Raw genomic sequence first — 14,199 nt, 5'->3', positions numbered from 1 at the left:
TCTTCTATATCTTGCTCTAAATCTCTTCTTACTAATATACCTCCATGAATCCGAGGATGTAAGGTTTTAACTCTACCTCCAAGAATTTCTGGAAATCCCGTATAGTCAGATACTTTTGTCACATAAATTCCTGCTTCTTTCAGAGTTTTAGCAGTACCGCCACTACTAATTATTTCATAGTCAAATTCTGTAACTAGACTTTTTGCTAAGTCAATGAGACCTGTTTTATCTGATGTGCTGAGTAATGCTAAACGTGCCATTTGTTTCAAATCCTGACATAGGAAAACTAACAGTCTATATTTTAAGAATTAAAATTAAAATATTGAAACTCTGCGGATTATTTTAATATTTTTGAGCATTTAGCGGTCAGCTTTCAGCTATCAGTTTCCTAATAATTACTTAGTATGTTACAGGAGAAATTATTATCAAGAGGTTTCATATACTCCTTAAAAATACTTTTTCAGCAAACCCTAATTAGGTCTAAAAAATTGCTTCATTTCTGAGAGATCCAAATAAAAATACTTCAACGAAAATAGATTTTGAGAATAAACTGAAAAATTATGGTAAAGTAAAAGTCATGGTAGTAACTCGTCCACCAGGTTGATTTTTTTTTCAACATTATTAAGGAACTACACAAAAATGAAAAAGTGGTTTACATTAATATTAACTCTGGCAGCTATTGGACCTCTGACCTTAACTGCACCATTAGCACAAAGCCAAGACAGCTCATTTCCCAGAGGAAAAGTAGCTTTGCAAGTATCTGACACTGGAACATTTATGGCTCGCTGTAGAGGCTGCCAAGAAACTGTGGGTTCTACTCCTATTCCTGATACTGTGGTACTACACAACCAATATTCTGGTCCTCAGACTCATTTCATAGTTGTTCCTGTTGGTGGTGGGAAAATTGCTCTTAAGTCAGATAATGGTAAATATGTAGGTCGGTGCAATGGCTGTATCAAAGGTGGTACATCTCCTGACTTTCTAGTTATTAATCACAACAATCCAAATAGCCCTAACGCTCAATTTACTCCTGAATTACTGCCTAATGGCAACTATGGTCTCAAGAATACAGGGAAATATGTAGCTCGGTGTCGTGGTTGCTCTCCCAGTGCCGCTGCTACTGGTAACCGGGATACTGTGGTACTTCATATACTTAAAGGTGCTAGTCCAGCTAGTAGACCTCATGCACAATGGAATGTAATTCCTCTTCCTACATATTAGAATGTGGCGAGCCATAGTATCTTTTGATTGATATATAGCAGAAGGCTTTGGTTATCGAAACAAAGAAGATTTATTCTCAAAGCCATAGCAACTGCTATATTTCATTTTGAAAAGCTCAAAAAAAACCGGAAATTCAGGTTGTAAGTATTTAAAATTTGTGATAGAGTAATGTTATTGGGTGGAACTCGTCTATACGTATGACTTTTTATTCAACATAAAATGTATTCTATTTATAGTTAAGGGACTAGCAAAAAAATAGACTACCAGCTAATTGATTGATAGAGTAGAGATTGCTTCGGCTGGCTTGACTATTTCCGATTGAGGTTGAGTCTAATATTATCGCCTCGATTCGGATAGCCACGGAACTTTTTATACAGTAATAATCGGTACTTTATTAAGTTGCAAATCCCTAATAGGAAAATTATCAATGAATTAGCTCTCAAAAACTTTTTTCATTTTGAAAAGCTCAAAAAAAACCGGAAATTCAGATTGTAAGTATTTAAAATTTGTGATAGAGTAATATTATTGGGTGGAACTCGTCTATACGTATGACTTTTTATTCAACATAAATTTATAGATAATAGATAAAAGGAAAATTATTAATTAATTAGTTCTCAAAAAACTTTCTTCATTTTGAAAAGCTCAAAAAAAATCCTGAAATTCAGATTGTAAGTATTTAAAATTTGTGATAGAGTAATGTTATTGGGTGGAACTCGTCTATACGCATGACTTTTTATTCAACATAAAATGTATTCTATTTATAGTTAATAGGAAAATTATTAATAATTAATAGTCCATTGACAAATTAAACTGCAATCATAATTCCTTTCCCTAATTAACTATCTGCAAAAGCTTAACCGTTATCCAATCCTGTTTTGAGCGACTTTTTTTAGACTCTTTTGTGACTGAATGATATTAATTTTTAGTATTTCAGACTATAGATAAATAAATTTACGCGATCGCGGAGTGTTGCGCCAACAAATCGCCCCTAATCATTTGTAAGATTATCTTTTCAGACTTAGTATTATTGATTTTTTTTATCTGAACTGTATTGACTTACAATAGACCTCTGGCAAAACCGTTAATTAAATAATTCAAGATATAAAATAAACAGTTTTATCAAAATAATATGGGTCTAAAACCCCGCCTTTTAAGGCGAAATATTTTTGGATAGTTGCTCACGCATCCCCGTTACAAAAATAACTTCTGACTTCTGACTTCTGACTTCGTTAACTCCCTATTCCCTATTTCCTATCCCCGGACTTCTGCAATAAATCTAATGAATATCAAATCTATTTAATTAGTTCCAATGAACCAAATTGTGAGAGTCTAAAACTTAAATTTCTGCTAATGTAGACTTCACAAACGATAATGGTCAATTACTGTCTTAATTCTATTCGGAGCAGGAATACCTGATACAGTAATTTCAATATCCCCTGTTCCCGCACTAGCGATTTTGATAGTACCAGTATTGAACAAACGTTCCATCATACTTTGTTGAACTTGAATATTACGGATATGAGCGTGCATTACTTCATTAGTGCATCTACTAAGTAGACCCTGTTGTAAAATTGTACGCTTGTCAGTCACTATTAATGTTGTATTTTTACTTTTAATCCACCATATTAATAAGAATATAAGCCCTATTCCAAACAATAAAATTAAACACAAATAAGCAATAAATAAAAGTGGATTACTTCTCCACATACTAGGATTAATTCGGCAACTTTCTACTTCCATCTACTAACTCCTTCATAGATTGTTTTAAGTATGTACAGTTGAATTTGACTCTAATCAGTCTAGTCGCACATCATTTATACTTTAGTCTTTAATTTCTGAGCTATTTGAAACTCCGCTTTTCCATTAGACGTAGCTCAAGAGACTCTGCTACTTTTCTTAGCTCCGCATTAACTTTTACATCATCATCAGATTTAAACTTTTCCATCTGTTTTACCGTCTCTTTTAGCAGTTTTACTAATGATGATAATTGTTTAACATTGAGATTATTTTGATGTTCATAGATTAGTTGTATTGCTTCTTTTCTGATTGTGACAAATTCTTTAGTGTCCTTAATCTTATCAAGTAGATTGTCTAAATCCTTAGAATCAAGAAGGTTTTGTTTTCTCAAAATTCTTTTTTTGTAAAAGTACCAAATTAAAGTAATCATAACTGCTACAATTACTCCATAGATAGCAGACCATAGAATAGTAGATATCAAAAGCAGTTTTCCTATACTGTTGATAAAATATTCTAGTCTATCCTGAGTGTTTTTAATTGATAACCGAGTTTCTCCTAACTTCTGAAATATTGACTTTTGCAGAGACTTATAAATATCAAGTTCATTCTGTATTTTTTCTTTCAAAGAAGGAAGTTCTTTAAGCCTCAAGTTATTAACATTTTCTAGCTCTCTTTTAAGGTTGGGTTTTTGACTTAATGCCCCTGGAGTAAATCTTGGAGTTTTCAGAAGATTTTGACCATCAAGATATAAGCCATAAAGAAGTTCAATTCTCCTATCTATTTCATCAGATTCCTTTCTGAGATTATCAACTAAAACTTGAGTATTTTTTTCAGTTTGAGAAATTTTATCCAATAAATCATTGATGGAGGATAAATTATTTTTTGCATCATTAACAATTTCCTTAGTCAACGTAAAATTTTTCATGTTTTCATATTCACTAATCTGACTTTCAAAATTTTCAGATTCTTTTTCTATAGTTTTAATCTTACCAATAAGCTCTGATTTTTCTTGTGGAATTTTTTGTACAACACTATCTACATTTTCAATTGTTTGATAAAAAAATTAAATTCACGATTCGCACGCTCTATCCAATTATCAACCTGTTCTCTAGTAATTAATCTATTATCTGTAACCTTTTTTTGTGCAGCTAGCCAATTGTTCCAAGAAGGAAGAAATTTTTGAGAATCTGAAACATTTTCTTCAATCCTAATTAAATCATTACTGAATTTCTGAAAGTTCTTTAAGTTTGAATTTGTAGACTCTTTTAGTTGCAAAGAAATATCTCTTAGTTTATTGCAATGCTCATTCTTTTTAGCTAAATATTTTTCATCCTTAACTTCTTGATTATTATTGGCGAAACTGCATATATTTTCTAGCTCAGATATCAAACCATCAAGGTTTTCAGAAATAGAACTAATACTACCTTTTGTTTTCTCTAAATTCGCTTGTTCTCGATCTACATATTTTTCCTGAGACTTAACTTGCTCCTTAAATTTCCAATAAATATTATCAATCCTATCAATTTTTTCTTGAGTGGCTTTACCCAGGGGTGGCTGTGTGTAAAAATCTTTATATTTTTCAGAATTTATTGTCTTCGTTTGATAGTCTTAATTGAGTCGCTAATGAAATTTCTAAAGGCTCTATCTTTTCAGAAACAGTTTGATTTAATTTAGCTTCCAATTGCATTACCTAATATTACAAGAATTGTGATATAGTTACTGTACTAGGTGGCGAGCGCCTATCAGAATGATTTTTTATTCAATAAAAAAAGTAGTATATTCTAAAGCCTAATATGCAAATATCCTGGCTTGATCGACTCAAAAAAATATTCAGTTATTTATTAACCACAGGAATTATTATTACCACTCTGTTTTCCCTAGGAGGTTATTGGCAAAAAGGCATCATTTTTGAGCTAATCTCTCATTTTAAAGTTCAATATTTTGTAATCAGCTTAATTTTATTGTGTTGCTTAGGTATAACAGGCAAAAAAAGACTATTGTTAGTTGGCATATTTTGCACAATTATTAACCTCACCCCAATTTTGCCTTGGTATATTTATAAAAATGGTATTAGCCAAGAAACTCCTAACTTACGAATTTTAGTTTACAACCTTTATGGAGGTATAAATTCTCAATATTCGCAAGTTACCAAAATGGTAAGAAAAGAAAATCCAGATATAGCAATTTTTTTAGAACCTACTAATACCTGGTTTCAAAATTTACAAAAATTATCTGATATTTTACCTAATTCAATTGCCTCTCAGTCTACCTATGGAATTCCTCCCTATGGAATTATTGCAGTTTACAGCAAATTTCCTCTCAAAGATTATTCAATAAAATTTTTTGCTCCGAACAAACCTACTATTATTACTAACTTCAACATTAATCAACAAACTATTTATTTAATAGCAACCCATCCAACTGTTCCTATATATAGAAACACTTTTAAACAACGGAATCAAATTTTAGAAAAACTTGGTAAATATATTCAACAATTAAATCATCCAGTTATTCTTGCAGGATATTTGAATATAACAATGTGGTCTCCTTATTATCAAAATTTAGAACAAGAAACTGGATTAAGAAATAGTCGTTTAGGCTTTGGCATTCTTCCTACTTGGCCTGCAAAATTTAATAACTCTGTAGTCTTGTATATTTTATCTAGATTTTTTCAGATTCCTATAGATCATTGTTTAATTAGTTCAGAAATTAAAGTTGTAAATGTTGAAACAAAAGCTAATTCAGGTTTAAATTTAGGTTCAGATCATCTACCTTTAATTACAGATTTATTGATTAGCAAATCAGGAAATTAATAATATCATGCCCGGATAATTAGTTATCAAAAAAACTATCCTTTCACTAGCGATCGCAAATCTCTTTTTTTATCCCTACTCCCTACTACCTAATCATTTATTTATTTATAAGTATTCAACCGGACATGATATAAGGTTCAGTGTTCTGCTCCGTTTCCAATGAATTTTTCCTACAATACACAAAAGCTTATATTCATTATCTAAATCTAGATTTTTATTGATGTAATAGCAAATTAGCATTAGTTAAACTAGAATAAAAAGCTATTAACTTACCATCTTAAGTCAGTATTACCTCTTTCATTTTGTCTCGCTCATTTCGTATTAAATTAAGTAGCGGTCTTTCTAGATTAATTCTTAATAACTAAGGATATATGCTAACTAATATCACTACTTTGACAAGACTAACTAGAATCTATCTCTAGAAATAAAATAAATTTAGCTAAAAAAAATCTCAATTTTAATTTTCAAAATTAGCTCAAAGAAAGTAAGTATATTTTAGTTAACCAATATCTTATGTTTTTCTTTCAGAGAAAATTTTTTACCGAATAATTAAGGTTTAAAGCCTCTCCTTTTAAGGAGAAAAAAGAAAAAAATTTCCTTAAGCTTCAATCCTCTTCTTTTAAAGGAGAGGTAATTATTAATTATTAATTATTAATTATTAAGTATTAATTATTGAACTTAGTTCCACTATCAAATTAATATTAAATAAATCAATTTTTTGACTTATAGTCTTCAATTTGTTGTGCATTAATCTCCACAGCAGATACATCAATAGTACCAGGAGGAGTTAACCTACTAAAATTACCCCCTTCAACCTTAAGTGGTTCCCCACAACTAGGACATTGAAATTGAGTCTGATTTAAAGCAGTAAATTCATAACTACAAACAGGACATTTATCAATAATTAAATTACGATTCAACCACCAACGTAACCCAATAAATGCAATTATAGGTGCAATCAATATAAAACCAATCAATATCAAAACAGAGTTAACTAACCATCCTAATCCTATAGACCCTAAAAACCAAACAACAGCTAAAACAATTAGCCAATTACCAATACTGGCCAGTGTTAATTTAAACACTTTTGAATTGCCTTGATTCACTTCATTATCTCCTTAAATATCCATCCTTACTTATATCCTAATCACAAATCTAAAAGTTGTTTTACCCTTTCAGTAAAGGCAACCCTACCAAACACTTTTACACTTTCTTCTCGTAACCAATTACCATCACACCTCCGGTCTTCTCCCTTCAACATCTCAATACAAGCATTAGCTACTGCTTCTGGATCTCTATAGGGTACACGCCATCCTAATTTTCCATCCTGTAAAGGGTCTGCCGATCCATCTGCATCACCTGATAATACTGGTATTCCACAGGCCATTGCTTCTAAATAAACTATACCGAATCCTTCCTGAGAAGGCATCACATAAGCATCAGCTACTTGATAATGTCTGACCAAATCTTCTGTAGGCACAAACCCAGCAAATATAACTTGTTTCTCCACCCCTAAATCTTGAGCTAACTTGGCTAACCGAGGTTGGTCGTCTCCTCTTCCAATGACTAAATACTTTACTTCTGGGAATATTTGTAGTATCTTAGAAAGGGCACGGATAGTAACATCAACACCTTTATAGGGGTCTCCTGACCAAAGTCTAGCGACAGTCATTAACACCTTTGCCCCTTCCAGGTTGTAACGCTCAATCAAATCTTTCGGTTTAGGCTGAGGAATAAAAGTATTCTCATCCACCATACAAGGTAACAATTGAAACTTTTCTTGGTCTAGATGATTATTTTCACAACAGCGATCGCGACTATAACGACTAATAGTTAAAATACGAGCTGCTTGTTTTAATGCCTGTTGATATTTGTTTGGTAGTGGTTCCCACACTTCCTTACCATAAGTCAAAACTGTGTAGGGAATGCCGAGAGGTACACACAAAATTTGAACTAAGGGAGCTAAATTAATATGACCACAAAAAACTTGTTGAGGTTGTTTTTTCAGCAAACACCATAATAATTTTGCTGCTAACCTAAAACGCCCTAACCAAAGAGGCTGAGTTTTTAAATAATAGAAATTTATATTCTTCGACTGATAGGGATTTTCACATTCTAATCCATCTCTCAGTAATAATATATCAGTATCTAGAACCGAATCAGAAGCATTTGTAGAATTTGTTAGGTCTTGGTAAGCCTGGAAAATATCTCTAACATAAGATTGAATGCCACCTTCACGAGATAAAATTTCCAGAAAAACAAATGTATTTCCTTTTTTTTGATTAATCTTGTTAGCCAACTTAATCTCCACATTATTATTTATATTTTTTATTTCCAAGCACCTCTAGATACTATTTATAGCACAACCTCGTAAAAGCCAATTATATGTAACTTTTGACCAGGGATAATTAATGATAATTAATATAAACTATAAATTATAATTTATCTAACTTTTGGCGATCATATTACAATTACAACTCAAAAAAAGGCGTTCCACAACGATCGACCTATGCCAGTAATAATATTTTTGCTAAAAACCCTAAATATTTTGAGAGTTAAAAATGAAAAATCAAACTTTGTAGTCCGATCTTGTTGTTCCATCTGATTTACAGAGATTATCCATACCAGCATGAATTGTTGTCCGGGAAAGTCCAGTTGCTTTGGCTACCAAGGTGATACCTCCCCAACCCAGGCTTTGAGCTTCAATGGCTGCCCATATACGTCGTGTTTTTTTCGTTTAAGTAAGGCCACAACAATTCATACTTGTCTTGAATAGTTTTGACTACAGAGTGATCAGACATATTACCCAACAATAAACGTGATACTTTGATTATTTAGCTTTGGGAGTAATTTGTTCAAGTTATTTTTACAGGCTCCTAAGTTGCGTTTCTAACGTTGGTACTAGCTTGATTATTGATGGGCGTAAGGTTAAAAGCCTTAACCAGTGGTATAATAAATCGGTTTCCACTCTCAAAGAGGGTAAACCCCAGGGTTATTCGGATGAGCAATTAGCCCACATCACAGAAAAACGTAATCGCCAGATGAGAGATGCAGTTAATAAAGCTGCAAAAATGGTGCGTTGGTGAATCAAGCTATGAAACCTAAATTTAGCCAAATAAATATAAAATGCTTTTCAGTTAATAGTAGAGTCTAAGCTAGGTAAAACAACACAGTCATTCGTACAAATTCCCACAACTAAACTTAAAGAATGAGTTAAACAACTGTGCCTTGAGTACGGGATTAAGTTTGTTGAAACTGAAGAGTCATATACCAGCAAGGCTAGTTTTCTAGATGGCGATTTTCTACCTACTTTCGGTGAAAAACCTGAAGGGGAGTCAGCGCATTGCGGGGGTTCCCCCCGTTGTAGCGACTGCCGTTGGAAACCATCAGGGAAACGAGTTAAACGTGGGATATACCACACTGGTAAAGGTTTGTGGGTCAAAGCTGACTTAAATGGTGCAGCGAATATACTTGCTTTCGGCACGCTTCGTGAACGTAAAGTAGAGACACAATTAGATCTAAGCCTAGTCAAGGTCTGTAGGCGAGTTTTAACCCTCGCGCTCCAGATTTCCTATCTGGGAAACCAAAACTAAAAAAGCTACCAGATTTGGCTTTATCCCCTAATCGTAGCAACAGTTTAGAATCCCCGCGCTTTTAAGCGCGGGGAGAGGTAAAACCCCTTGAAAATTTATACAAGTACACAACTACAAATGTACTCATCAAGAAAATCAACAAAGGGTGTAAAATCTTATTTTAGAAGTCTCATTCTTAGAATAGACCAAAAGTCAAGGATTTCTCAATTGGTAAAGTAGCACCAATACCCAACCACAGAGTTACTGCTGTACCAAACAAGAAAACAGCAGTCGCTACTGGACGACGGAAAGGGTTTTGAAACTTATTTACACTTTCAATGAAAGGAACCAACATTAATCCCAGAGGAATAGAAGCCATTGCTACAATACCCAACAACTTATTAGGTACAGTACGCAGAATTTGAAACACTGGCCAGAAATACCATTCAGGCAGAATTTCTAGAGGTGTAGCAAATGGGTCTGCTGGTTCGCCAACCATAGCAGGATCTAGTACCGCTAGACCTACACACAAAGCAAATGTACCAACAATTACGACTGGAAATATATAGAGTAAGTCGTTAGGCCAAGCAGGTTCACCGTAATAATTGTGACCCATACCTTTAGCTAACTTAGCTCTTAATTGAGGATCGCTCAGATCCGGCTTTTTTAAAGTGGACATAATCTTTTTTTCTCCGTAATCACCGAGAGCTAGTATTTGATTATTTTTGACACTATCACCACTAAATAAAAGATTATAGTGGGATATTCTTGCTTCACAGACTCTATAACTAGATGCACATAAACTCGTATCAAACAAGTTAAGTTGCATTTCTGTCAGACCATCTCTAGAAGCTTTATTTCTCCGTCTTTACCCTAAGTAAACCTCAGCGCAGGCGTTGTACTTTTATTGGGCGGTCTGTCCCGCCACTATTAATCCTAATATTTCTGATGATTTATGCTATAGCTACATCATCACGATTCGTATAGGTTAACTTACAAAGGTCCAGAGATACCTTGCTTACGAATCATCAAGAAATGCAGTAACATAAATACTGCAATTAACCAAGGTAGTACAAAAGTATGAAGACTGTAGAAGCGAGTTAAAGTTGCTTGACCAACACTTGTACTACCACGCATTAATTCTACAATAAATGGACCAACAAATGGAATTGCATCAGGTACCCCAGAAACAATTTTCACAGCCCAGTAACCAATTTGGTCCCAAGGTAGAGAATAACCTGTAACACCAAAACTAACCGTAATTACAGCCATAACTACACCTGTTACCCAAGTAAGTTCCCGGGGTTTCTTGAAACCACCTGTGAGATAAACTCGGAAAACATGAAGAATCATCATCAGCACCATCATACTGGCCGACCAACGATGGATAGAACGAATTAGCCAACCAAAGTTAACCTCAGTCATAATATATTGAACTGATGCCAGTGCTTCTGTTACTGTTGGCTTGTAGTAGAAAGTCATAGCAAACCCAGTAGCAAACTGGATGAGGAAGCAAACCAAAGTAATACCACCCAAGCAGTAAAAAATATTTACATGGGGTGGGACATATTTGCTGGAGATATCGTCAGCGAGCGCTTGAACTTCTAAGCGCTCATCGAACCACTTATAAGCTGCTGAATCAGTTACCTGTTTTGTGAACATGAAGCCAAAAATCCTAGATGAATATTGCTGTTTTTTAATCGATGGTTCTGGGTAGTTAGGAAGATATACTTACCTCAAACCTTTAACCAGCAATACAAAATATCATACCAACTGGTAAAGCAATTCACAGACAAGTCTACCTTAACTTTAAGAAACAAATATTAATTCTTTTCTACCCTCCCTTTAAAAAATTTAACATAACTTATGGATAAATTTCATCAAGTTGACACTCTGCGCTCCGAAGAGAGGCAGATTCTTTAAGAATGATTTAAAAGGAATAGTCAAATATCCCCCTAGACGCTCAAAACGATTATTGATTTACCAATACAGCAATTGCGCTTACTTGTTAATTTTTTTACGCTTTCCGAGTCCATGACGATGTCAGTAGATACGGTCAACACCCTGCTGTTACTTGCTCGTATAGTGGTTTCATACTCTGTACATTCGGTTCTTCGTTGCAGGAATTTTACCTTACTAGGAATGCCTCAAAGCGTAGATAGTTGTTCTTAACTTGCTTGGTTAAATTGTATCATTTTTTACTGAAAATAAATCCGCACGAGTCGCTTTTCGACCCTGTCTTAAAAGAAGAGGGCTACCAAGCTCCTGATATCTTAACGTGTCAGCTTTGATCAAGTTTGAGATATTAAGTATTTTTGATTTATACTGTAAATTTTACCCAATAATGCTATGAGGCAATAACTTTTGTATTTATGAAAAAAAGATTTATTCGAATTATATTTCTATTAATATTACCAGTGATTCTGAGTGGTGGATTTTGGACATCATCTGCATCAGCACTGACAGAGGAACAGAGTTTATTGGGCGAAGCTTGGCGGATAGTTAACTTGGCTTATGTTGATGATTCTTTCAATCATCAGAATTGGTGGTTTGTACGTCAAAAATTGATTAAGAAACCCCTTGAGAACAGAGACGATACTTATAATGCCATTCAAGAAATGTTGGCAAGTCTGGAAGACCCCTTCACCAGACTTCTCAAACCAGAACAATACAATAATTTGCAGGTTAATACTTCTGGAGAATTAACCGGAGTGGGTTTACAAATTGCTTTGGACCCTCAAACAGGAGAACTAATAGTCATCTCTCCCCTGGAGAGCTCTCCTGCTGAAGCTGCTGGTATTCAACCTCGCGATCGCGTCCTCAAAATTGATGGCCAATCAACTTCAGAATTTACTTTGGATGAAGCTGCAAATAGAATGCGAGGTCCTGTTGGTTCTTCAGTAGTATTGACAATTTTGACAGAAAGCAACGACCAACCTCAAGAAATTAAACTAATTAGGGATACTATTGAAATTAACCCAGTCTATGCTGAATTAAAGTATGGCCCGGAAACAGGAAAAATTGGTTATATTCGTCTGAGTCAATTTAATGCTAATGCTGCGACAGAAGTCAGCCAGGCAGTAGAAAGTTTTGAGCAGCAGGGGGTTATTGGTTATGTGCTTGATTTACGAAATAATCCAGGTGGACTATTACAAGCTGGCATAGAAATTGCTCGTCTATGGTTGGATGATGGTACTATTGTTTACACGGTTAATAGACAAAGATTTCTTGGTAGTTTTTCTGCTGAAGGACTAGCCATAACTGATTCCCCATTAGTTGTATTAACTAATCAGGGTACTGCCAGTGCCAGTGAAATTCTTGCAGGTGCTCTTCAGGATAATGGCCGTGCTTTGTTAGTAGGTGAAAAAACTTTTGGCAAAGGGTTAATTCAGTCTTTGTTTGATTTGTCTGATGGTTCGGGGTTGGCTGTGACGGTGGCCAAGTATGAAACACCAAACCATACAGATATCAATAAACAGGGAATTATGCCTGATGTTGTGGTGGAAGAAGACCCGATTTGGCCTTACCAAATTACCACAGAAGCTGACAAACAATATCAAGCTGCAGTAGAAATTCTTACATCTGAAATTGCATTAGCAAATGCAGCCTAATTGACTTTTTATCCATATTTTTGGTAGAGGTAAATATTCAGGATTTGTGTTTCTAAATAATATTCATCATTATTTCAAAAAGCTGATAGTTCTGTACAAATTATAAGTAGAGTATCCCTAATCCAAAACTCTAAATACTATCAGAGTAATGTTGAAAGAGCTCGAGTGGCTATAATTTTATATTTATCTGATTAGCTGAGTAGGCACGCTTATGAGTATAGTCTCCTCTTGAATCTTTAATTTTTGCGTGTATCCTAGCTACTTTAAACCGGGCTTTTTGATCATGATTTGACCCAAAGGTTTTCCTAGATAGAGACTTTTGAGCTAACCTTAATTTTTTGTGCAACTTGTTGAGATTTTTAGGATTAGCTACTTTGTTTCCATCACTGTCAGATAATTATCTTGATTCCTGATGGGTTAATACCCACGCGCGTCAACGGCAATTTCAATGGGTTTGGTGGGGTTTACAGCAATTTTCATTTAAGTGGACTACAAAATTCTTTTTGCCCAAGGGAAGGGAGGAGTAGTAGGGGGTAGGTAGGGACGTTGCATACAACGTCCCTAGATCCTAGAAAAATGCTTTGGCCACTGTAGTCTATGTGAAAACTGTTATAAATCCCCATCGCTCCCATTATCAGTCGTACTTTAGGGGTGTTAACTTAAGTTTTGCCCTAGCTAATACTAACTACTTCTTCCATTAGAGCTAGTAGATTCTGAATTTGGTTTAACACCATTATCTTTTAGCCAAATTATCGGTATTTGATGACGGCCTACTCGGTTGCTTTGCTCTTGCATAATACTTTTGGCCTGACTAGGATCGAAATAACGAGTAAAATCTGCTTTCTCTTGATTAAGTCTTTCAGTTGTGGCTTCAATTTCAGATTCAATTACTTGTAGCTTTTCTTGAATAGATTGGTAATGAGGCCACAATTTCAAGAAAGCTGATGTTACAAAAACAGAAATTACAATATTAGTAAATAATTTGACTGTAGTTTCAATTGTTATTCCTAGATAAGAAGACTTGATTCTTTTGGAAAATATTTGAGGTTTTACCTGAGTAGGAGTGTTGTGAGAAACTGGTGAAAATGTTACAGGTTTAGTAGCTTGCATAAAATTTAGTCAAGATAGCTTCATCAATTAGAATATTTTTCTATTTAGATTAATATCTAAATAGAAAAATATTCTAATTGATGAAGCTATCTTGACTAAATTTTATGCAAGCTACTAAACCTGTAACATTTTCAA

Annotated in this window: 12 protein-coding genes and 3 pseudogenes; 4 read left to right on the top strand and 11 right to left on the bottom strand. The window is 34.3% G+C overall.

Features of this window, described 5'->3' with window-relative positions:
• Positions 1-260: pseudogene (gene purH, locus F6K13_RS03145) on the bottom strand (bifunctional phosphoribosylaminoimidazolecarboxamide formyltransferase/IMP cyclohydrolase); the annotation flags it as partial.
• Between the two features lie 379 nt (positions 261-639).
• On the opposite strand from purH, the gene F6K13_RS03140 reads away from it, so the two are divergent.
• Positions 640-1,221 (top strand): hypothetical protein, encoded by a 582-nt coding sequence (locus tag F6K13_RS03140; protein WP_287286801.1) that lies wholly within the window; start codon positions 640-642, stop codon positions 1,219-1,221.
• 1,359 nt (positions 1,222-2,580) lie between these two features.
• Here F6K13_RS03140 and F6K13_RS03135 read toward each other — a convergent pair.
• The 3 genes from F6K13_RS03135 to F6K13_RS03125 form a co-directional block, all read right to left on the bottom strand.
• Positions 2,581-2,928 (bottom strand): PH domain-containing protein, encoded by a 348-nt coding sequence (locus F6K13_RS03135; RefSeq protein WP_287286799.1) that lies wholly within the window; start codon positions 2,926-2,928, stop codon positions 2,581-2,583.
• 133 nt (positions 2,929-3,061) lie between these two features.
• Positions 3,062-3,883, bottom strand: a complete 822-nt coding sequence (locus F6K13_RS03130; RefSeq protein WP_287286798.1) for a hypothetical protein — start codon at positions 3,881-3,883, stop codon at positions 3,062-3,064.
• Between the two features lie 110 nt (positions 3,884-3,993).
• Positions 3,994-4,347, bottom strand: coding sequence for a hypothetical protein (locus tag F6K13_RS03125; protein ID WP_287286797.1), 354 nt, complete (start codon positions 4,345-4,347; stop codon positions 3,994-3,996).
• A 404-nt stretch (positions 4,348-4,751) separates the two neighbouring features.
• On the opposite strand from F6K13_RS03125, the gene F6K13_RS03120 reads away from it, so the two are divergent.
• On the top strand, positions 4,752-5,771 hold the full coding sequence (locus F6K13_RS03120) for an endonuclease/exonuclease/phosphatase family protein (RefSeq protein WP_287286795.1): 1,020 nt from the start codon (positions 4,752-4,754) through the stop codon (positions 5,769-5,771).
• 710 nt (positions 5,772-6,481) lie between these two features.
• On the opposite strand, the gene F6K13_RS03115 is transcribed toward F6K13_RS03120, so the two are convergent.
• The 3 genes and pseudogenes from F6K13_RS03115 to F6K13_RS03105 form a co-directional block, all read right to left on the bottom strand.
• Entirely contained in the window at positions 6,482-6,877 is a 396-nt protein-coding gene (locus tag F6K13_RS03115; RefSeq protein WP_287286793.1) for a hypothetical protein, read from the bottom strand.
• A gap of 41 nt (positions 6,878-6,918) precedes the next feature.
• The gene (locus tag F6K13_RS03110; protein ID WP_287286791.1) at positions 6,919-8,070 is read right to left on the bottom strand and encodes a glycosyltransferase family 4 protein; all 1,152 of its coding nucleotides are present in this window, start codon (positions 8,068-8,070) and stop codon (positions 6,919-6,921) included.
• Between the two features lie 312 nt (positions 8,071-8,382).
• Positions 8,383-8,572: pseudogene (locus F6K13_RS03105) on the bottom strand (ISAzo13 family transposase); the annotation flags it as partial.
• Positions 8,573-8,611: 39 nt separating this feature from the next.
• Here F6K13_RS03105 and F6K13_RS03100 point away from each other — a divergent pair.
• The gene (locus F6K13_RS03100) at positions 8,612-8,857 is read left to right on the top strand and encodes a transposase (RefSeq protein WP_338043182.1); all 246 of its coding nucleotides are present in this window, start codon (positions 8,612-8,614) and stop codon (positions 8,855-8,857) included.
• A 682-nt stretch (positions 8,858-9,539) separates the two neighbouring features.
• Here F6K13_RS03100 and petD read toward each other — a convergent pair.
• Positions 9,540-10,022, bottom strand: coding sequence for a cytochrome b6-f complex subunit IV (petD, locus tag F6K13_RS03095; RefSeq protein ID WP_124145046.1), 483 nt, complete (start codon positions 10,020-10,022; stop codon positions 9,540-9,542).
• A gap of 314 nt (positions 10,023-10,336) precedes the next feature.
• On the bottom strand, positions 10,337-11,005 hold the full coding sequence (petB, locus tag F6K13_RS03090) for a cytochrome b6 (protein ID WP_124145008.1): 669 nt from the start codon (positions 11,003-11,005) through the stop codon (positions 10,337-10,339).
• 710 nt (positions 11,006-11,715) lie between these two features.
• Here petB and ctpA point away from each other — a divergent pair.
• Positions 11,716-12,954 (top strand): carboxyl-terminal processing protease CtpA, encoded by a 1,239-nt coding sequence (gene ctpA / locus F6K13_RS03085; RefSeq protein ID WP_124145007.1) that lies wholly within the window; start codon positions 11,716-11,718, stop codon positions 12,952-12,954.
• Positions 12,955-13,123: 169 nt separating this feature from the next.
• Here the strand turns inward: ctpA and F6K13_RS03080 are convergent.
• Positions 13,124-13,333, bottom strand: a pseudogene (locus F6K13_RS03080) (transposase); the annotation flags it as partial.
• Positions 13,334-13,635: 302 nt separating this feature from the next.
• A complete protein-coding gene (locus F6K13_RS03075) occupies positions 13,636-14,064 on the bottom strand; it encodes a hypothetical protein (RefSeq protein ID WP_124145005.1) in 429 nt (142 codons plus the stop codon).
• Between the last annotated feature and the right edge of the window lie 135 nt (positions 14,065-14,199).

Origin of the sequence: Okeania sp. SIO2B9, from assembly GCF_010672505.1 — a bacterium.
Lineage (GTDB): Bacteria > Cyanobacteriota > Cyanobacteriia > Cyanobacteriales > Microcoleaceae > Okeania > Okeania hirsuta.
The sequence above is the reverse complement of the archived record's forward strand: the minus strand, read 5'-3'. Positions and strand labels throughout refer to the sequence as shown.

Bases quoted from the DNA above. Each gene is read 5' to 3' on its own strand.
- petD (WP_124145046.1), bottom strand. From the start codon at position 10,022: ATGTCCACTTTAAAAAAGCCGGATCTGAGCGATCCTCAATTAAGAGCT.
- F6K13_RS03140 (WP_287286801.1), top strand. From the start codon at position 640: ATGAAAAAGTGGTTTACATTAATATTAACTCTGGCAGCTATTGGACCT.
- F6K13_RS03120 (WP_287286795.1), top strand. From the start codon at position 4,752: ATGCAAATATCCTGGCTTGATCGACTCAAAAAAATATTCAGTTATTTA.
- ctpA (WP_124145007.1), top strand. From the start codon at position 11,716: ATGAAAAAAAGATTTATTCGAATTATATTTCTATTAATATTACCAGTG.
- F6K13_RS03130 (WP_287286798.1), bottom strand. From the start codon at position 3,883: ATGAAAAATTTTACGTTGACTAAGGAAATTGTTAATGATGCAAAAAAT.
- F6K13_RS03075 (WP_124145005.1), bottom strand. From the start codon at position 14,064: ATGCAAGCTACTAAACCTGTAACATTTTCACCAGTTTCTCACAACACT.
- F6K13_RS03135 (WP_287286799.1), bottom strand. From the start codon at position 2,928: ATGTGGAGAAGTAATCCACTTTTATTTATTGCTTATTTGTGTTTAATT.
- petB (WP_124145008.1), bottom strand. From the start codon at position 11,005: ATGTTCACAAAACAGGTAACTGATTCAGCAGCTTATAAGTGGTTCGAT.